The 18288-nt window shown below is 64.4% G+C and carries 19 protein-coding genes; 9 read left to right on the forward strand and 10 right to left on the reverse strand.

The window, feature by feature from the left end; genetic code table 11:
* Positions 1-85 precede the first annotated feature (85 nt).
* From AC1DYJ_RS31415 to ggt, 4 genes are read left to right on the forward strand one after another with little or no spacing between them, the layout of a single operon-like run.
* On the forward strand, positions 86-1171 hold the full coding sequence (locus tag AC1DYJ_RS31415) for an ABC transporter ATP-binding protein (RefSeq protein ID WP_477289246.1): 1086 nt from the start codon (positions 86-88) through the stop codon (positions 1169-1171).
* A complete protein-coding gene (locus AC1DYJ_RS31420; RefSeq protein ID WP_477289247.1) occupies positions 1168-2079 on the forward strand; it encodes an ABC transporter permease in 912 nt (303 codons plus the stop codon). The genes AC1DYJ_RS31415 and AC1DYJ_RS31420 overlap by 4 nt, the downstream gene beginning before the upstream one ends.
* The gene (locus tag AC1DYJ_RS31425; protein WP_477289248.1) at positions 2076-2876 is read left to right on the forward strand and encodes an ABC transporter permease; all 801 of its coding nucleotides are present in this window, start codon (positions 2076-2078) and stop codon (positions 2874-2876) included. Before AC1DYJ_RS31420 ends, AC1DYJ_RS31425 begins: the two co-directional genes overlap by 4 nt.
* Before the next feature lie 32 nt (positions 2877-2908).
* On the forward strand, positions 2909-4495 hold the full coding sequence (gene ggt / locus AC1DYJ_RS31430; protein ID WP_477289249.1) for a gamma-glutamyltransferase: 1587 nt from the start codon (positions 2909-2911) through the stop codon (positions 4493-4495).
* 13 nt (positions 4496-4508) lie between these two features.
* Here ggt and AC1DYJ_RS31435 read toward each other — a convergent pair whose 3' ends face one another.
* The 5 genes from AC1DYJ_RS31435 to AC1DYJ_RS31455 all read right to left on the reverse strand — a co-directional run bounded on the left by AC1DYJ_RS31435 (position 4509) and on the right by AC1DYJ_RS31455 (position 8825).
* Positions 4509-4673 (reverse strand): hypothetical protein, encoded by a 165-nt coding sequence (locus AC1DYJ_RS31435; RefSeq protein ID WP_477289250.1) that lies wholly within the window; start codon positions 4671-4673, stop codon positions 4509-4511.
* The gene (locus AC1DYJ_RS31440) at positions 4670-5725 is read right to left on the reverse strand and encodes an ABC transporter ATP-binding protein (RefSeq protein WP_477289253.1); all 1056 of its coding nucleotides are present in this window, start codon (positions 5723-5725) and stop codon (positions 4670-4672) included. Before AC1DYJ_RS31440 ends, AC1DYJ_RS31435 begins: the two co-directional genes overlap by 4 nt.
* A gap of 11 nt (positions 5726-5736) precedes the next feature.
* Positions 5737-6570: a carbohydrate ABC transporter permease gene (locus tag AC1DYJ_RS31445; RefSeq protein WP_477289255.1), complete on the reverse strand. Its 834-nt coding sequence runs from the start codon at positions 6568-6570 to the stop codon at positions 5737-5739.
* Positions 6571-6580: 10 nt separating this feature from the next.
* Positions 6581-7510, reverse strand: a complete 930-nt coding sequence (locus tag AC1DYJ_RS31450; RefSeq protein ID WP_477289257.1) for a carbohydrate ABC transporter permease — start codon at positions 7508-7510, stop codon at positions 6581-6583.
* 67 nt (positions 7511-7577) lie between these two features.
* Positions 7578-8825, reverse strand: a complete 1248-nt coding sequence (locus tag AC1DYJ_RS31455; protein WP_477289259.1) for an ABC transporter substrate-binding protein — start codon at positions 8823-8825, stop codon at positions 7578-7580.
* Positions 8826-9134: 309 nt separating this feature from the next.
* On the opposite strand from AC1DYJ_RS31455, the gene AC1DYJ_RS31460 reads away from it, so the two are divergent.
* The 5 genes from AC1DYJ_RS31460 to AC1DYJ_RS31480 are packed head-to-tail and all read left to right on the forward strand — an operon-like array spanning position 9135 to position 14173.
* A complete protein-coding gene (locus AC1DYJ_RS31460; protein ID WP_477289261.1) occupies positions 9135-9812 on the forward strand; it encodes a beta/alpha barrel domain-containing protein in 678 nt (225 codons plus the stop codon).
* On the forward strand, positions 9812-11269 hold the full coding sequence (locus AC1DYJ_RS31465; RefSeq protein WP_477289262.1) for a xylulokinase: 1458 nt from the start codon (positions 9812-9814) through the stop codon (positions 11267-11269). Before AC1DYJ_RS31460 ends, AC1DYJ_RS31465 begins: the two co-directional genes overlap by 1 nt.
* 15 nt (positions 11270-11284) lie before the next feature.
* The gene (locus AC1DYJ_RS31470) at positions 11285-12577 is read left to right on the forward strand and encodes an iron-containing alcohol dehydrogenase (protein WP_477289264.1); all 1293 of its coding nucleotides are present in this window, start codon (positions 11285-11287) and stop codon (positions 12575-12577) included.
* 7 nt (positions 12578-12584) lie between these two features.
* Positions 12585-13388, forward strand: a complete 804-nt coding sequence (locus AC1DYJ_RS31475; protein WP_477426385.1) for an HAD-IIB family hydrolase — start codon at positions 12585-12587, stop codon at positions 13386-13388.
* 2 nt (positions 13389-13390) lie between these two features.
* Positions 13391-14173: a DeoR/GlpR family DNA-binding transcription regulator gene (locus AC1DYJ_RS31480; protein ID WP_477289266.1), complete on the forward strand. Its 783-nt coding sequence runs from the start codon at positions 13391-13393 to the stop codon at positions 14171-14173.
* A gap of 18 nt (positions 14174-14191) precedes the next feature.
* Here AC1DYJ_RS31480 and AC1DYJ_RS31485 read toward each other — a convergent pair whose 3' ends face one another.
* From AC1DYJ_RS31485 to AC1DYJ_RS31505, 5 genes are read right to left on the reverse strand one after another with little or no spacing between them, the layout of a single operon-like run.
* Complete coding sequence (locus tag AC1DYJ_RS31485; protein WP_477289268.1) at positions 14192-14701, reverse strand: L-2-amino-thiazoline-4-carboxylic acid hydrolase; 510 nt, start codon at positions 14699-14701, stop codon at positions 14192-14194.
* Positions 14698-15480 carry an ATP-binding cassette domain-containing protein gene (locus tag AC1DYJ_RS31490; protein ID WP_477289269.1) on the reverse strand — a complete coding sequence of 261 codons (783 nt, stop codon included), beginning with the start codon at positions 15478-15480 and terminating at the stop codon, positions 14698-14700. Before AC1DYJ_RS31490 ends, AC1DYJ_RS31485 begins: the two co-directional genes overlap by 4 nt.
* Positions 15477-16460, reverse strand: coding sequence for an ABC transporter ATP-binding protein (locus tag AC1DYJ_RS31495; RefSeq protein WP_477426381.1), 984 nt, complete (start codon positions 16458-16460; stop codon positions 15477-15479). Before AC1DYJ_RS31495 ends, AC1DYJ_RS31490 begins: the two co-directional genes overlap by 4 nt.
* Complete coding sequence (locus tag AC1DYJ_RS31500) at positions 16457-17287, reverse strand: ABC transporter permease (RefSeq protein WP_477289499.1); 831 nt, start codon at positions 17285-17287, stop codon at positions 16457-16459. The genes AC1DYJ_RS31495 and AC1DYJ_RS31500 overlap by 4 nt, the downstream gene beginning before the upstream one ends.
* The gene (locus AC1DYJ_RS31505) at positions 17284-18270 is read right to left on the reverse strand and encodes an ABC transporter permease (protein WP_477289501.1); all 987 of its coding nucleotides are present in this window, start codon (positions 18268-18270) and stop codon (positions 17284-17286) included. The genes AC1DYJ_RS31500 and AC1DYJ_RS31505 overlap by 4 nt, the downstream gene beginning before the upstream one ends.
* Between the last annotated feature and the right edge of the window lie 18 nt (positions 18271-18288).

The following is an 18288-nucleotide window of genomic DNA, read 5'->3' on the forward strand; positions in this document are numbered from 1 at the left end:
TGATTGGCTGATCCAGCGGGCCGACTTAAGGTTCGATCGGCCCGCTATCCGCTTCGCGCCGCAAGTATCCGAAGGAGCACTGAAATTGTCCATTGCGCGTTCGGCGCCGCCGATCAACATTCGAGGGATCGCCAAGCGTTTTGGCAGCGTTCCAGTCCTCAGCGACCTCAACCTCGATGTGGCTCCCGGCGAATTCCTGACGCTTCTGGGGCCGTCGGGATCGGGCAAGACCACACTGCTGATGATCCTGGCCGGGTTCGTCCGCGCCAATGCCGGGAGCATCGGCATTGGTGGCGAGGAAGTCATCGCCAAGCCGCCACACAAGCGCAACATCGGCATGGTGTTCCAGAACTATGCGCTTTTCCCGCATATGAACGTCTTCCACAACATCGCCTTTCCGTTGAAGCAGCGCCGCACGTCTGCGGCGGAAACGGCCGAGCGCGTGGAGAAGGCGCTTGATCTGGTGCAGCTGCAGGGCCTAGCCGACCGTCGCGTCGACCAATTGTCGGGCGGACAGCGCCAACGCGTCGCGCTGGCGCGGGCGATCGTGTTCGAGCCGCGCATCGTGCTGATGGACGAGCCGCTTTCGGCGCTCGACAAGGGTTTGCGCGAACATATGCAGATCGAGCTGCGCAGCCTGCACCGCCGGCTCGGCATGACCACCGTCTATGTGACCCACGACCAGCGCGAAGCGATCACCATGTCGGACCGCATCGCGGTCATGAACAAGGGCCGCATCGAGCAGCTCGACCGGCCCGAAACGCTCTATGCCAAGCCCCGTACCAGGTTCGTCGCCGGCTTCATCGGCGAATCGAACTTCATCCCCGTCGAATGCCGCAACGACAGTGTCTGGTATGCGGCAAAGCGGGTTTACACGGCTTCGCCCTTGCCTTCGCCGGGGCGGCACTGGCTGGTGGTGAGGCCTGAAAGGGTGCGGCTCGCCGCCGATGCCGAACCAGTTGCCGACGCCAACCTGCTCGACGCCACGGTGCGCGATGTCGTCTATCAAGGCGACAGCTTCATTTGTTACGCCACGCTGGCGGATGGCCAGCAGATCGCGCTGCGCGATTACTGCCGTGGCGACGTGCTGGCCCGCCTGCCAGGTGCCGGACAACCGGTGCGGCTTCGCGTCGAGGCGGAAGATGCGATCCTGCTGGCGGACGAGATATGAGCGCGACAGCCGCAGACCTTCCTGACCGCGGCGGCCTGAACGCGGACGTGCTGAGCGCCGACGCCCGGCGCGAGTCTTTGGCTCTGCTCGGTCTGTGTTCTCCCGGCATCGCGCTGGTGGGCATCATCATCGTCGTGCCGATCGGATGGCTGTTCTGGCTCTCGCTGTTCGACGAGACCGGAATGCTGAGCGGCGCGAACTACGTTCGCTTCGTCGAGCAGGCTTCCTATGTCAGGACCTTCATCACGACATTCGAGGTGGCCTTCATCGTCACCTGCCTGTGCGTTCTCCTTGGTTATCCGCTGGCCTATATGCTGTCGCAGCTGCCACGGCGCGCCGCCTCCATCTGCCTGATCTTCGTCATCCTGCCGTTCTGGACATCGGTGCTGGTGCGTACCTACGCCTGGCTGGTGATCCTGCAGCGCAAGGGCCTGTTGAACACCTGGCTCATGGATCTTGGCGTGATCAGCCAGCCGCTGCCGCTCGCGCATAATTTTGCCGGCGTCGTCATCGGCATGACGCACATACTGCTGCCGTTCCTCGTGCTGCCGCTCTACGCTTCGATGAAGGCGATCGATGCCGACTACCTGCGCGCGGCGATGAACCTCGGCGCACCGCCAACGGCGACTTTCTGGCAGATATTCTTTCCGCTTTCGCTTCCGGGCCTCGCCGCCGGCGTGGTCATCGTCTTCATCCTGTGCCTCGGGTTCTTCGTCACCCCCGCCCTAATGGGCGGCGGCAAGGTCATCATGTGGGCGATGCGCATGGAGCAGACCACCAGCCTCTATTCCAACTGGGGCGCCGGCAGTGCGCTGGGCGTCGTTCTGCTCGCCGTCACGCTCGGCCTGCTCGGCCTGTTCCGTTGGCTGTTGGGCGCGCGGGCGACCAGCGTGTGGGGTGCGCGATGAACGACGATCTCGGCCTGCCGATTTCGCACTGGCGACGGCTTTGGCTCTACACAGTTGGCGCCCTTGTGCTGTTGTTCCTGATCGTGCCGTCGCTGATCATCGTGCCAATGTCATTCTCCGGCTCGACGCTGTTGCAATTTCCGCCGGAAAGCTGGTCGCTGCGATGGTACGAGGCCTATTTCCAGTCGGTCGAATGGCGCGATGCGACGATTGTCTCGCTGAAGGCGGCGGTGCTGACGACCATGGTCGCGACACCGATCGGCGTCGCCGCCGCCTATGCGCTCAATTCGGGCGCGTTGCGGCTCGCCGGTTTCATCAATGCGGTGCTGACCGCCTCGCTGATCATTCCGGTTATCCTGATCGGCATCGGCACGTTTTTTCTCTATGCGCGCATCGGCCTCAACAATACGCTGACCGGCCTGGTTCTGGCGCACACGGTGCAAGCGCTGCCGCTGGTGGTGCTGACGGTCCTTTCGGGCTTTCGGTCCTACGACATGAATCAGGAGCGCGTCGCACGCAGCCTGGGTGCCGGGCGGCTGGCGGCCTTCTGGCAGGTGACCGTGCCGCAGATCCGGTTTTCCATCGTGTCCGGCGCATTGTTTGCCTTCATCACCTCATTCGACGAGGTGGTGGTGTCGCTGTTCATATCGGGCGGCGAAACGACAACCCTGACACGTCGCATGTTCAGCGCGCTACGCGATCAGATCGATCCTACGATCGCCGCGATTTCGACATGCCTGATCGTGCTGTCGGTGCTGCTGCTTTCGGCAGCACAGCTTTTTGGCCGCAAGCGCTAGATTTTCCCTGGTAGATTGGACAGTTAACCTGCATGCGTGATTTTCAATTCCCCGGACGGTCGCCGGTACGCGCGACGGAAGCCATGGCGGCGACATCGCATCCGCTGGCGACGCTTGCGGCGGTCGACATGCTCCGCTCCGGCGGCAACGCCATGGACGCCGCCGTGTGTGCCGCGGCGGTGCAAGGCGTGGTCGAGCCGCAATCGACCGGCATCGGCGGCGACTGCTTTGTTCTCTACTCCCCCAAAGGCGAGGGCGAGGTGCTGGCCTTCAACGGCTCCGGACGTTCTCCCGCCGCCGCGACAGCGGCTTGGTATCTGGAGCGTGGCCACAGCGAGCTGCCAGCAACCGGCCCTCACGCTGTCACCGTGCCAGGGGCCATTGATGCCTGGTGCCGGCTGCTCGAGGATCACGGCAAGAAGGGCATCGACGCCGCATTGGCGCCGGCCATTCGCTATGCCGAACAGGGCTATGTCGTTCACGATCGCGTCGCCTTCGATTGGGCTGACGAGGTCGCCTTGCTCTCCGCCGACGAACATGCCGCGCGCATGTTCCTGCCGGAGGGAAAAGCGCCAAGGGCCGGCGATGTGCATCGGCAGCCAGAACTCGCGAAAACCATGCGTACCATCGCGAGCCAGGGCCGTGCCGGGTTTTATGAAGGTGAGGTCGCTGACGACCTTGTGGCGCGTCTTCGCGCGCTCGGCGGGTTGCATGCACTGGAGGATTTCGCCGCGACCAAAGGCGATTACGTCAAGGCGGTGAACACCTCCTATCGCGGCTACGACATCCACCAGATGCCGCCGAACAATCAGGGCATGACGGCGCTGATCATGCTCAATGTGCTGTCCGGCTTTGCGCTCGGCTCGCTGGAGCCGAACAGCGCCGAGCGGCTGCATATCGAGATCGAGGCGGGCCGGCTTGCCTATCAGGACCGCGATACTTTCGTGGGCGACCAGAATTTCGTCGATGTCCCGGTGAAGCAATTGCTGTCGGAAGCCCACGCCGACCGGCTGCGCGCCGTCATCGATCCGGCCCGCGCCATGACGCATCTGCCGCGGCTTGAGCTTCGACGCAGCGACACCGTCTATATCTCGGTGGTCGATCGCGACCGCAATGCGGTCAGCTTCATCAACTCGACCTTCGGTTCATTCGGCAGCGGCGTCGTCGGTCCCACGACAGGTGTCGTGTTGCAGAATCGCGGCAGCAGTTTCCGGCTGACGGAAGGCCATCCAAACCGCATCGCGCCGAGGAAACGGCCGATGCACACCATCATGCCGGGCATGGCGACGCGAGGGGGTAAGGTGGTGATGCCGTTCGGGGTGATGGGCGGCGGCTACCAGCCGTTCGGCCATGTCCATCTGCTCACCAACATGATCGATTTCGGCATGGACCCGCAGCAGGCGCTGGACGCACCACGGGTCTTCTACAAGGACAATGCCGTGCTGGCGGAGCGCGGCATTCCCGCCGAGGCGATTGCTGGTTTGCGGAAGCGCGGCCATCAGGTGTCCATCGCGGAAGAGCCGCATGGCGGCGGCCAGCTGGTGCTGATCGATTGGGAGAAGGGCACGCTGACCGGTGCTTCCGATCCGCGCAAGGATGGTTGCGCGCTGGGTTACTGATCTTGGCGCATATTCAAAACCAGATCAGCCAGACAAGCTGCAGAATGACCAGCGCGATGGCGTCCCAGAAAATGAGCTCGCCGGTCGAGAACCAGCGCCTCGATTTGTTGAAGCTGTAGAACAGCCGCCAGACCAGAGCGGCGGCGGCCAGCGGCACCAGAGCGAGCAGGAAGCTCACGGCAGCCGCGCTCCCGACACCGCATCGAACGTGTGCAGTGCTGCCGGTGGAAAGCGCAGATGCAGCGGTTGGCCGGGATCGTAGGCGCGATCGTCATTCACTGTCCTGACGATCAGCGCGTTCGCCTCGCTCTTGGCGAAGATCAGCACGTCCGGCTCGACGGGTTCGACGACGTCGACGGCGAAACGGATCGCATCAGCGGCAGAAGCGTCGACAAGCTGGATCTGTTCCGGGCGGATGCCCAGCACAATCGGACCGTCCGGCTTTCCGGGCAGCGGGCAGGTAAAGCCGCTGGCGTGGAAGGCGCCGTTGCGGACATCGCCATCAAAGGTGTTCATTGCCGGACGGCCGATGAATTCGGCGATGAAGCGGTTGGCCGGCCGCCGATAGATTTCGCGTGGGTCGTCATACTGGATCAGCGCGCCTTCGCGCAGAACCGCGACCCGCGTTGCCAGCGTCATCGCCTCTTCCTGATCGTGGGTTACGAAGACGAAGGTCTTCTTCAGTTCGCGATGCAGACGCTTCAGCTCGGTGCGCATATGCAGCCGCAGCAAGGCGTCGAGGTTGGACAGCGGCTCGTCCATCAGGCAGAGGCCCGGTTGCCAGACCAGGGCGCGGGCGACCGCAACGCGCTGCGCCTGGCCACCCGACAATTGCGAGGGCCGGCGATCGAGATAGCGGGTGATTTCGAGCAGCTCGGCCATGGCGCGCACGCAGCGGTCGAGCTCGGCGGCCGGCATTTTTCGGATGCGCAAGGGATAGGCGATGTTCTCGTAGACGCTTTTGTGGCTGTAGAGCGCGTAGTTCTGGAACACCATGCCCATGCCGCGCAGGCGCGGCGGCAGATCGGTGACATCGCGGCCCTCGACCATGATGCGGCCGGCGGTGGGACGCTCAAGCCCGGCGAGCAGCCGACAGGCTGTCGTCTTGCCGGAGCCGGAAGGGCCGAGCAGGACGAGGAATTCGCCCGGCTCGAAAGCAAGGTCGAGCGCCTGCAGCGCCACCGTCCCGTCCGGGAAAGCCTTGGTGACGCCGTCGAAAACAATTGCCATGCAAGATCCCTTCAACCCTTGACCGCGCCGAAGGTGAGGCCGCGCACGAGCTGTTTCTGGACAAGGAACGTGAAAAGCACGATCGGCAGCGTCGCCACGATGGCGACCGCCGCAACCTGTCCCCACAGCGTGCCGTGCGGCGTCACTAGCCCGGGGATGCCGACGGTGAGCGGACGCCCGTCGAAGGCGACGAGGATGAAGGCATAGAGGAACTCGTTCCACGACAGGATGAAGCAGAGCACGGCGGTCGCGCCGATGCCGGGCGCGGCCAGTGGCGCGACGACGAAGAGGAAGGCGCCGAGCCGCGAGCGGCCGTCCATCATCGCGGCTTCGTCGATCTCCCTGGGGATTTCGGCGAAGAAGCCGCGCATCATCCAGACGACGAGCGACAGGTTGAAGGAGGTGTGGGCGATCACCACGGCATAGATTGTGTCGATCAGGCCAAGCGACGTGAAGAACAGGAACAGCGGCACGGCAATCGAGATCGGCGGCGCCATGCGCGTGGTCAGGAAGAAGAAGAACAGGTCTTCCTTGCCCGGAAAATCGGAGCGGGCAAAGCCATAGGCTGCCGGCGCGCCGATGAGAATGCACAGCACCGTCGATGATACCGAGATCAGCACCGAATTGATCGCCAGCGGCCAGTATTCCTTGTCGATGAAGACGGCTGGATAGTTGGCGAGTGTCGGCGTGAACACCCATTTCGGTACCGACGACAGAAGGTCGACGCGGTTCTTGAACGACGCCAGCACCATCCAGACGTAAGGCGTCAAGGCGATCACGACGGCGACCAGCAGCACGGCCCAGGCAAAGCTTTTCCAGGCGCGGTTTGTGGATTGGTCGATCATCGCCGCGACCTCAAAACGCGGCCGCCGGCTTGCGGCTCGACCAGTAGACGGCCTTGTAGAAGACCGAGCACAGGATCAGCACCACGAGATAGATCATGAAGGCGACTGCCGCGCCGTAGCCGAGGTCCCAGTTGCGGAAGTTGACGCGGTAGGCGTAGATCGAGACCAGTTCGGTCAGCGTTCCCGGACCGCCGCCGGTCATCAAGAACACCTTGTCGAATTCCTTGAATGCATCGATGCCGCGCAAGAGCAGCACCAGCGCGATGACGGGCCGCAGCAGCGGCAGCATGACATCGCGAAAAATCTGGAACGGTTTGGCGCCATCCATCATCGCCGCCTCGAACGGCGCGCGCGGCAGGCTCATCATGCCGGCCAGCATGATCAGGGTGACGAAAGGCGTCCACTGCCAGACGTCGATGGCAACGATGGTCGGAAAGACGAGATCGGGTGACGAAAGCACCGCCGAATTCTGCGCCAGCAGGCCGACCTTGCGCATGTAGAAGGTGAGCATGCCGAAATCGCCCTGCAGGAGCAGGCGCCAGATCAGCCCGACGGCAACCGGCGCGATCATCATCGGGATGAGCAGCAGCGTCGTCAAAAGGCGCTGGCTGGCAACAAAGCGGAAGATCAGGAAGGCCAGCGCAAAGCCGAGCAGGAATTCGAGGCCCACGGCGATGACGACGAATTTCAGCGTCAGCAGGAACGACGCCCAGAAGAACGGATCGTTGCGCATCAGCTTGCGGAAATTGTCGAAGCCGACGAATGCGCCGGCATGGCTGGCATCGGCGAAGCTGAGGTCGGTCAGCGCGGTATAGACCATGTAGTAGAACGGACCGACCAGGAAGACGACGACGAGCAGCGTCGCCGGCAGCATTAGCAGCGGTCCCACCCCACGGTCGAGAAGCGGCATTCCGCGCGGCGATGGAGTGCGGTTCGTCACGGGCGTTTCCTGCGGACAAGAATGGCTACCCGCTTCTTGCGGGTAGCCTCTGCGCGACATTTGCGGCCTATCGTGCCGGATAGGTCATGGGTGCGCAAGAACCGAGCAATGTCGAGATGTCGGTGGCGGCGGTGTCGAGGGCAGCCTGCGCTTCCTTCTCGCCGGCGAGGTAGGACGACAGCTCACGCACCAATATGTCGGTCATCTCGGCCGATTGCGGCAGCGTCGCCTTCGGCACTGCGTGCTCGTTGGCCTCCATCGAGGCCTTGGCGTAGGGCAGCTTCTGCACCTCCGCCGAGGCATAGACATCGGGCCGGCCCGAGGCGCCGCCATTGAGATGCTGCTCGAGCTGGCGGTCATAACCCATCATCCACTGGATGAAGAGGAAGGCGGCCTGCTGGTTCTTCGAATAGACCGGGATGAGGTAGGTCCAGCCTTCGACCTGGCCGATCTTGCCGCCGTCGCCTTGCGGCACGAGATCGAAGCCGACCTTGCCGACGACGGTGGAAGCGGTGGTGTCGACCGACACGGCATAGGTGGCGTCGTTCCACATGATCAGCTCGGCGACCTTGGCCTGCTGCATCAGCGCCATGACGTCGTCCCAGAAATAGTTGAGGCTGTCCGGCGGCGAGAATTGCAGCAGGCTCTTGTAGTATTCGAGCGAGGCGACGGCTTTGGGGCTGTTGACGATCACCGGGCCGCAGGCCGAGCCGCTCTTCACGTCGAGCACGTCGCCGCCGAAGGAATAGAGGAAGTTGAGCCACTCATACCACAGCGCCTCATGGCGCTTGCCCTGCAGGGCGGTGCCGTAAAAGCCCTGGTCGGGGCGGTAGAACCATTCGGCGATGTCGCGGTACTGTTTCCAATCCTTCGCGGGAGCAAGGTCATAGCCATACTTGGCCTTGAAGCCTGCCTGCTCCTTGGGATCGGCGAGCAGGTCCGAGCGATACCACATGAACATGTTGAGCACGGTGAAGGGGAAGCCGTACTCCTTGCCGTCATACCAGGAGATCTCGTGCCAGGCAGTCTGGTAGAGCTGCTTTTCCGGTTCGAAGGTCGGATCGCGCAAAGCCGGATCGGCCATCATCTTGGCGATTTCGACCAGATGGTTGTTGGTGGCGAACTTGCCGAGTTCGCGATGCGGCTGGATGATGACGTCGTAGCGGCCGCGGTGCGAGTTGAGGTCGAGCTGCACCTTGTTGACGGCTTCCGAATGCTCGTACATCTCGACTTCGACATGGATGCCGGTCTGCTTTTCGAACTCCGGCGCCATCTTCTTCAGCGCTTCGAGCGGCGGCAGCGCTTCGCCGACCATGCGAATGGTTTGCCCGCTGTAAGGCTTCGATGCCTCTTTCAGATCCCACGCCGCTGCTTGTGTGACTTGCCACGTTAGCAGCCACATAAACGCGGCGGCGAAGAGCAGTCTGGATATGGTTGTCCCACGTGTCAGCGGCTTGAGCATTCTTCCCTCTCCCTAGAAGTCCTGCCTGGCGGGCTGGTGCCCGTTCTGTCATAAAATGTGTGGTACCGCAAATCAAAATGTGGCACCTTGCAACAATTGGTTGGGAGGTGTTAGCAGACCGGCGGCAAACCGGCTTTCCCGACCGGGCGAGGGACCTTTCGGATGGACTTCATCTTCATGCTGACGCGTAACGATCGCACGGTCGAGGATTGTCTCGATCTGGTCGAGCTGATCGAGCCGGTCGGTCTGAAGCATGTCGGCTTCAAGGACATCGGCGTAGCGCCAGATGTATTGAGCAAGCTCGCCGCCGCTATTCGCCGGACAGGCGCCACCACTTACATGGAAGTTGTCTCGACAACACCGGAAGCATGCCTGAATTCGGCGCGCATCGCCCGCGACCTCGGCATCCAGCGGCTGCTTGGCGGCACCCAGATCGATGAGATCATGGCGCTGCTGGAAGGGAGCGACACCGAATACTACCCTTTTCCGGGACGGCCGGTCGGCCATCCGACCAGGCTCGGCGGCTCCCCGGGAGATGTCGAGGCCGATTGCCGCGCGTTCGCCGAAAAGGGCTGTGCGGGATGCGATATCCTCGCCTATCGCGCCACCGAGGCCGATCCGGTCGACCTGATACGCGCTGCCCGCCACGGGCTTGGCCCTTCGCGGCATCTGATCGTTGCCGGCGCGGTGGCCTCGGCCGATCGGATCAAGGCAATCAAGCAGGCCGGCGCCAACGCTTTTACCATTGGCACAGCGGTTTTCGACGGTTCCTATTCGCCGACGAAAGGTTCTATCCTCTCGCAACTGCGGGATGTCCTCGCGGATTGCGAGCGTGTCTAATGGCCGTTATCGGCATCGATCTCGGCACACAAAGCCTGAAGGCAATCGTCGTCGATGACGAATTGCGGCTGCGTGGCGAGGCCAGTGTGCTTTATCAGCCGGCCTTCCCGGCGCCGGGATGGGCCGAACAGAATCCGGCGCTGTGGCTTTCGGCGCTGAAGCCGGCGATTGCCGGCGCGCTCGACAAGGGCGGGCTGGCGCCCTCCGACATCAAAGGTATTGCCGTTGCCGGTCAGCTCGACGGCTGTGTTGCAGTCGACAGCAGCGGCCAGGCACTGGCGCCGTGCATCATCTGGATGGATCGGCGCGCGTCGGCAGAAATTGCCGGCATCGACCCGGACTTCATCCGCGAGCGCACCGGTCTCGTTCTGGACGCAACGCATATGGCGGCGAAGATCCGCTGGGCCGCGCGCAACCTGCCCGAGGCGTCTCGGGTGGCGCTCTGGCACCAGCCGGTATCGTTCGTGGTGGCAGTGCTGTGCGGCCGTGCCGTCATCGACCACGCGCTGGCCTCGACGACCATGCTCTATGGACTGAAGGAGCGCTGCTATGCCGGCGATCTGCTCGCCGCCTTCGACATCGATGCCGACAAATTGCCCGGCATCGACAATGCATCGGCGGCTGCCGGCGCCTTGACCCGCGCCGGCGCCGAGCTGACCGGCCTACCGGTGGGGATACCGCTGGCGGTCGGCACGGGCGATGATTTTTCCGCCGCAATAGGCGCCGGCGTTGTCGTGCCCGGCACCGTCGCCTGCAATCTCGGCACTGCCGAAGTGGTCGGCGCGGTGTCCGATACGCTTCGCCTCGACCCCGGCGGCCTGGTCGAGACGCATGGTTTTCTCGACGGCCGTTATTTCGTCTCCAATCCCGGATGGCTTTCGGGCGGCGCAGTGACCTGGTTTAAATCCACCTTCGGCGTTGATTCTCCGGCGGCAATGTCGGAGCTGGCGGCGACGGTTGTTGCCGGCAGCGACGATCTGCTGTTCCTGCCGGCACTGTCCGGCGCCATGACGCCGCGCTGGATCGCCGAGGCGCGCGGCGCTTTCTACGGCCTGACATCCTTCCACGGCAAAGCGGCTTGTGCCCGCGCAGTGCTGGAGGGCTGCGCCTTCGCCATGCGCGATGTTGTCGACCGGCTGTACGAGCTTGGCATCGCCACGGATCGCATCCGGCTTTCCGGCGGCGGCGCGCGCAGCCGGGTGTGGGCGCAGATCCGCGCTGATGTCAGTGGCAGGCCGGTCGAGATTGCCGATGCCACGGACGCCTCGCCGATCGGCGCGGCGATCCTTGCTGCCGCCGCCATCGGCCTTTCGTCTTCAGTGCAGCAGGCGGCCGAAAGGCTGAGCGGTGGCATCGAGACGATCGACCCCAACCCTTCGGCCAAGGCCGCCTACGACAGAAGTTACCGCCGGTATCGGACCCTGTTCGATGCCCTGACCCCGCTCTATGCTGACTGATTGGACGGCATCCCGATGTCCAAACAAATGCTCGATAGTCTCATTGCCGGCACGCTGCCTGATCCGGATAGCGAGGGAATGCTGTCGGTGCCGCTGAAGACCATCGTCATCGGGCGCGGTCTCGGCGACGAAGCCGATGCGCTGGTCAAGCCACTGCCGCTCGGCCGCAAGCTTGCCGTGGTCATGGATCCCGACACAAGGCTGGCGCTGGGTGAGAGGGTGTCGATCGCACTGCGTGGCAGCAGCGATGTCGACAAGATCATCCTGCCGCGCCATCCGCATCCGGACATGGACGCCGTGCGATCGGTGATCGCCAGCACGAAAGACGCCAGCGGCCTGGTTGCGGTCGGATCGGGCTCGATCAACGACATCACCAAATATGCCGCGCATCTCACCCAAAAGCCCTATGCGGTGTTCGGCACCGCGCCATCGATGAACGGCTATACCTCGGTGTCGGCGGCGATTACCGAGGACGGCCTGAAGAAATCGCTGACGGCGAGCCTGCCGGTCGGTGTGTTCCTCGACCTCGATGTGATGGCGCGGGCGCCGCACCGGCTGATCGCCGCCGGCTTCGGCGATTCGATGGCGCGGCCGACCGCCCAGACGGACTGGCTGATGGCGCATCTTTTGCTCGGCACGCCTTACAGGCAGGCACCGTTCATGCTTCTGGCCGACGATGAGAAGGCGCTGATCGCCAAGGCCGGCGAACTCAGGACCGGCGACCTCGCGGCGATGGAAGTGCTGGTGCGCACGCTGGTCATGTCGGGCCTCGGCATGACCTTGTGCGGTGGCTCCTATCCGGCCAGCCAGGGCGAACATCTGATTGCCCACTATATCGACATGCGGGGCCAGGGACTGCCCGAGGCGCATCACGGCGAACACATAGCGGTGACGACGTTGACGATGGCGCGGCTGCAGGAGCGCGTGCTGGCGCTGCCGGAGCTGCGGCTTGCGCCGTCCGCCGATACATTGGACCGCTTCATCGAGATCTTTGGCGACACGCTCGGACGCTCCTGCTGGGCTGCGTTCAAACCCAAGCTGCTCGACCGTGAGCGGGCGACCGCCCTCAACACCGTGCTGGCGGAGCACTGGCGCTCGTATCGCGAAAGGCTTTCCCGCGTGGCCCGCCCGGCGCGTGAGATCGCGGCAGCACTGCGTGCCGCCGGTGCGCCGACCACGCCGCAAGAGGTCGCCATACCGGCCGGATTCTACGACGAGGCGGTCGCCAATGCGCGGCTGATCCGCGACAGGTTCACCATGCTCGATGTCGCGGCTGCCTCGCTCGAAACGGTTGCGGCGGGAGCCTAAGCGGGTGCTGCGTCCGCTTGCCGACTTCAACGTTAAGGACCGGCGCAAGATCGCCGTCGTGCTGACCGACATAGACGACACCTTGACCGACACGGGACGGCTGCCGGCCAAAGCCTATGCGGCGCTGGAGCGGCTGAAGCAGGCCGGATTCGTCGTCGCGCCGGTCACCGGCCGCCCCGCCGGCTGGTGCGACCTGATCGCGCGGCAATGGCCGGTGGATGGCGTGATCGGCGAGAACGGCGCTTTCTATTTCCGCTATGACGACACTGCCAAGCGGATTGTTCGCCACTATGCCAGGAGTGCTGCGGAAAGGCAGGCCGACGCGGCGCGCCTGCTCGAGATCGAACGCGCCGTGCTCGCGGAAATTCCGGGTGCGGCGGTCGCTGCCGACCAGACCTATCGCGAGGCCGATCTGGCGATCGATTTTCGCGAGGATGTCGCGCCGCTGCCCAAAACCGAAGTGCTGAAGATCGTCGGGATCTTTCAGCGCTATGGAGCGACGGCGAAAATCTCGTCCATCCATGTCAATGGCTGGTTCGGCAAATACGACAAACTGTCAACAAGCCGGCTATTCTTGCGCGACTGTTTTGGTATAGACATAGACCACGACAAGGACAGCATTGTCTTCGTCGGCGATAGTCCAAACGATGCGCCAATGTTCGGCTTCTTCCCCAAAAGCGTCGGTGTCGCTAATGTGCTGGACTTCGCCGGCGAACTTCCGGCATCTCCTGCCTTCGTCACGAGCGGGCGCGGCGCGCAAGGATTTGCCGAGCTTGCCGACGCGTTGATTGTTGCAAAGGGAATGGAATAGTCATGGATCAAGGCCGACTGACGAAGAAGGAGCGGCACGCGCTTATCCTTTCGGAAGTGCGCCGGTCGGCGTCCATTCGCATCTCCAAGCTTGCGCGCCGCATCGGCGTCGCCGGCGAGACCATCCGCCGCGATCTCATCGAACTCGGCGATGCCGGGCTGATCAACCGCACCTATGGCGGCGCGACGATCTCGCTGGTGACATCCGAGCCGGTGATTTCGGAGCGCGGCCTGACTTTGATCGAAGAGCGCGCCCGCGTCGGCCGCGGCGCGGCAGGCCTGGTCGCGAAGGGCCAGATCGTGATGATCGATGGCGGTTCGACCACCTATGAGGTGGCGCGCAACCTTTCGCAGCTGAAACGCGACCTGACCATCATCACCAATTCCACCGGCGTGGCCTCGGTGGCCGGCGCCAATCCGACCTTCCGCGTTCTGCTCTGCCCCGGGACCTATGACAGCCGGGAAGGCAGCGTGATGGGCGAAGACACGGTCGAGTTCGTGCGCCGCTACAATGCCGACGTCGCTATCATCGGCGCCTCTGGGTTAAGCGCCGACGGTCCAAGCGACATGATCTCGGGCGCTGCCGCGGTCAAACGCGCAATGATATCGCGATCGCTGTCGACGGTGCTGGTGGTGACCCACGACAAGTTCGGCCGCTCCAGCCTCGAGCGCATCTGCGGACTTGACGACATTGCCGACATCGTCACCGACAGCGAACCGAAGGCCGACCTGCGCACTGCTGCAGAACAAGCGGGCACGGAACTGCATGTGTTTGCCGCGGACTGACCGAGGCAATAGCTGCGGCTATCCCGCAGCATCCCGGTTGGTCAGCGCGATGTGGCAGCAGTCCGAGCCGTGGCCCGGCGTCCAGGTGACATTGTCGAAGCGCACGCCCGTCGCCTCGAACAGGCCGCGATCGAAAGCGCCGGCGATGCGGCAGAGCGTGGCGAGCTTTTCGTCACCGACACCGGCCTCGACCCAGGCGTCCTTCAGCGGGCAGCGTTTCACCTTGAAGGCGATGTGGTCCGGCCCGCGCTCGACATCGGTCGGATACATCAGGCCGCCATCCGGGCTGACGGCCAGGAACGCTTTGCCGATGGCCGGCGCGTCATTGGGTCCGAAGCGGGCGAAGGCGGCTGCCGCCACCTCCTTGCCGCGCTGTTCGATGGTGCGGATCATGATCGCCTCGGCTTTCTCCGCGCCGAGTTCGCCGGTCAGTTCGTCGAGGAACAGACGGTAGAGATCGGCGCGGTTGCGGAAGGCGGAATCGAGTTCGCGCGAGAGTTTTTCGGCTCGGGCTTCGGCGTCTGTCATGATGCGTCCTGTGTTCGATTGAGTCTTGGTGCCGCCGCCACCAGTGCCTTGCCGATTGCCGATTGCGGCGCGTCGATGACGGCGCGGGCATCGCCGCTCTCGGCGATCCGCCCGGCGTCGAGAAGGACGATGCGGTGGGCGATGGCCCGCACCACGCCGAGATCATGCGAAATGAAGAGATAGGCGATCCGTTCCCTGGCTTGCAGGTCGAGCAGCAGCTCGAGGATCTGGCCGCGAACCGAAACGTCGAGCGCCGACACCGCTTCGTCGAGCACGATCAGCGACGGGTTTGTGGCGATGGCGCGAGCAATCGCCACGCGCTGGCGCTGTCCGCCGGAGATTTCGTGGATGGCGCGCGGCGCGAGATCGACTGCCAGCCCAACGCGCTCAAGCAAGGCGCCGATACGGGCCGGCCGCTCGGCGCGCGACGCGATGGCATGAATGCGCAAGGGATCGTCGAGCACACGCGCCACGGTGGCGCGCGGGTTGAAGGCGGCGAGCGGATCCTGAAACACCATTTGCAGGCGCGCGCGCTGTTTACGCAGCGCGGCACCATTCAAGGCGAGGAAATCGCCGCCTTCGAACCGGATGGTTCCGGCATCGGGTTCTATCAGCCTGAGAACCAGCCGCGCGATCGTCGACTTGCCGCTGCCGGAAGGCCCGGCCAGCGCCAGCGTCTCGCCGGGTTCGATGGCGAAGGAAACGCCGTCGACAGCGGCGATTACCTTGCCGCCGCGGCGGTAGCGTTTGGTCAGGTCGGAGACAGCGAGCAGGCTCATGCCGGCGCCCGTCGCAGCAGCGGTTCGGCGTCGAGGCCGAGATGGGCGTCGAGCAGCGAACGCGTATAGTCCTGGCGCGGGGCATTGACGATTTGCGCCGTCGGGCCGATCTCGGTCAGCTCGCCGTGCCGGAACACGGCGATGCGCTCGGCGAGTTCGGCGGCCAGAGCGATGTCGTGGCTGATGAACAGCAGCGTCATGCCGTCCTCCGCCACCAATTGCCGGATCAGTGCGACGATCTCGGCCTGCACGATGGTGTCGAGCGCGCTGGTCGCCTCATCGGCGATGAGCAGTTTTGGACCAGCCGCGATGGCCGCGGCGATCGCCACCCGCTGCTTCTGGCCACCGGAGAGCTGATGCGGGAAGGCGCGCATGGCGGAAGCTGAGTCGGGCAGGCGGACGCGTTCGAGCAGGGTCTTTGCTCTGGCGTAGGCTTGCGGCCAGTCGAGGCCGAGATGGGTGCGGGCGACCTCGGCGATTTGCTTGCCGATGGTCATGACGGGGTCGAGACTGGCGGAAGGATCCTGGAAGACGAAGCCGATGTCTCGGCCGGGGAGGGGAGCTAGGCTTGAAGGTGGACGCTTTACGGCGCCCCCCTCTGTCCTGCTGGACATCTCCCCCACAAGGGGGGAGATCAGGCTGTCATTTCCGCTTTCGCTACTTTTCGAAATTGAAGAGCCAATGGCGGAGCTGCTGATCTCCCCCCTTGTGGGGGAGATGTCCGGCAGGACAGAGGGGGGCGCGAAGGAATGAGACGATTCCGACATGTGCCAGTCGATGCGACCGTCAACCTTGGCTGACCCCGGCAGCAACCCCGCCACCGCCAACGCCAGCGTGCTCTTTCCCGAACCGCTTTCGCCGATGATCGCCAGCCGCTCGCCTGCAACAACATCAAGGCTGATGCCTTTCAGCGCCGCCACCTCGGCCCCATCCCGCCGATAGCGCACCGACAGATCGCGTATCTCAGCCAGCACGGTCACGACAGGCTCCTCCGCACGGCCGTCGTCTCGGCCACGCCTTCACCGGCGAGATAGATGCCGAGCACGGTCAGCACGAGCGCGATACCTGGAACGATCGACAGGAAGGGCGCGGTGCGCAGCACGGCGCGGCCTTCGGCGATCATGCCGCCCCAGGTGACGCGGTTGGGGTCGCCGAGGCCGAGGAAGGACAATGCTGCTTCGGTGAGGATCGCGGCGGCGACGATCACCGAGGACAGCGCCAGCACCGGAGGCAGAGCGTTGGGCAGCACCTCGCGGAAGGCGATTGCCAGCGGATGCATGCCGATGACACGGGCGCCGGCGACAAAATCGCGCTCGCGGATCGACAGCACTTCGGCGCGCGCCACACGCGCCGGTCCGGTCCAGGCGCCAAGTGCGATCGCCGCGACGACGATGCCGAGCGACGGGCCAACGACACTGACAAACGCCAGCGCCAGCAGGAAACTCGGCACGGTCTGAAAAGCATCGGTGATGCGCATCAGCATCTCGTCGACAAGGCCGCCGGCAAAGCCGGCCAGCGTGCCGACGACCGCACCGATGAGGAGCGCCGCCGCTGCCGCCGCCAACCCGACCGCCAACGAAGTGCGGGCGCCGTGGAACAGTTCGGCCAGCACGTCACGGCCGAGCCGGTCGGTGCCGAGCGGTAGCGACCAGTCGTGGAAGGGCGGCAATAGCGCCGGGCCGGCTATCGCCTGCGGGTCGCCAGGGAACAGCAGCGACGCAAACAGCGCCATGGCGAAAAGCACGCCCAGGATGATCGCGCCGGCGATCGCTTCCGGCCGATGCAGGAGCCGACGGAGCGGGCTCACGCGCCAGCCTCGCTGGCGCCGACGCGCGGGTCGAGAAAGGCATAGGCGATGTCGACGGCGAGGTTGATGGCAATGACCAGCACGGCGCTGGTGAGGATGATGCCGAGCAGCAGCGGCGTGTCGCGCGACGCCACCGCCTCTTGCGCCAGCCGTCCAAGGCCAGGCACGGCAAAGACGCTCTCGATGACGACGCTGCCGCCGAGCATCTGCGCCGATTGCAGGCCGAGCATGGTGATGAGCGGCAACAGCGCGTTGCGTGCGACATGGGCCAGCACGATGCGGCGGCGCGAAAGTCCCCTGGCGCGGGCAGCGAGGACAAAATCCTGGCGCCATGCCTCCGCCATTCCGGCGCGCATCATGCGCAGATAGAGCGCGAGGTAGATGAAGCCCAGCGCAGAAACCGGCAGGATGAGGTGCGTGGCGATGTCGGCGGCGCGGGCGAGCCCGGTCTTGTCGGAGGCGAGGCTTTCGATGCCGCCGATCGGCAGCCAGCGCAGGTCGACGGCAAAGATCACGATCAGCACCAGGCCGAGCCAGAAGCCGGGTACGGCATAGAGCGCCAGCGAGCCGATGGAGAGGAAACGGTCGCGAAAGCTGCCGGGTCTGGCGCCGGCATAGATGCCGAGCGCCGAGCCCAAGCCGAAGGAGAGTGCGGTGGCGCTGACCATCAGGAGGAGCGTGGTGGGCAGGCGCTCGAGAATGACGTCGCGGATCGGCCTGGAGAAGGTGACGGACTGGCCGAGGTCGAGATGCAGCAGCGCCCAGAGATAGTTGGCGAGCCGTGTCAGTTCGGACTGGTCGAGGCCCCAGCGATGGCGCAGCAATTCAATCATGCCGGCATCGCCGCCGGTCGAGACGATGTAGGCATCGACGGCGTCGCCCGGGGCGGCTTCGAGCAAAAGGAAGGTGCCGATGATGACGATCAGCAGCACGAAGATGCTGCCGACGAGGCGGCGGCGAATGAGGGTGAGGGAGCGGGTCATGGCTGCCTTACCCTCCCC

The sequence above is a fragment of the Mesorhizobium sp. P2_B11 genome (assembly GCF_056404855.1).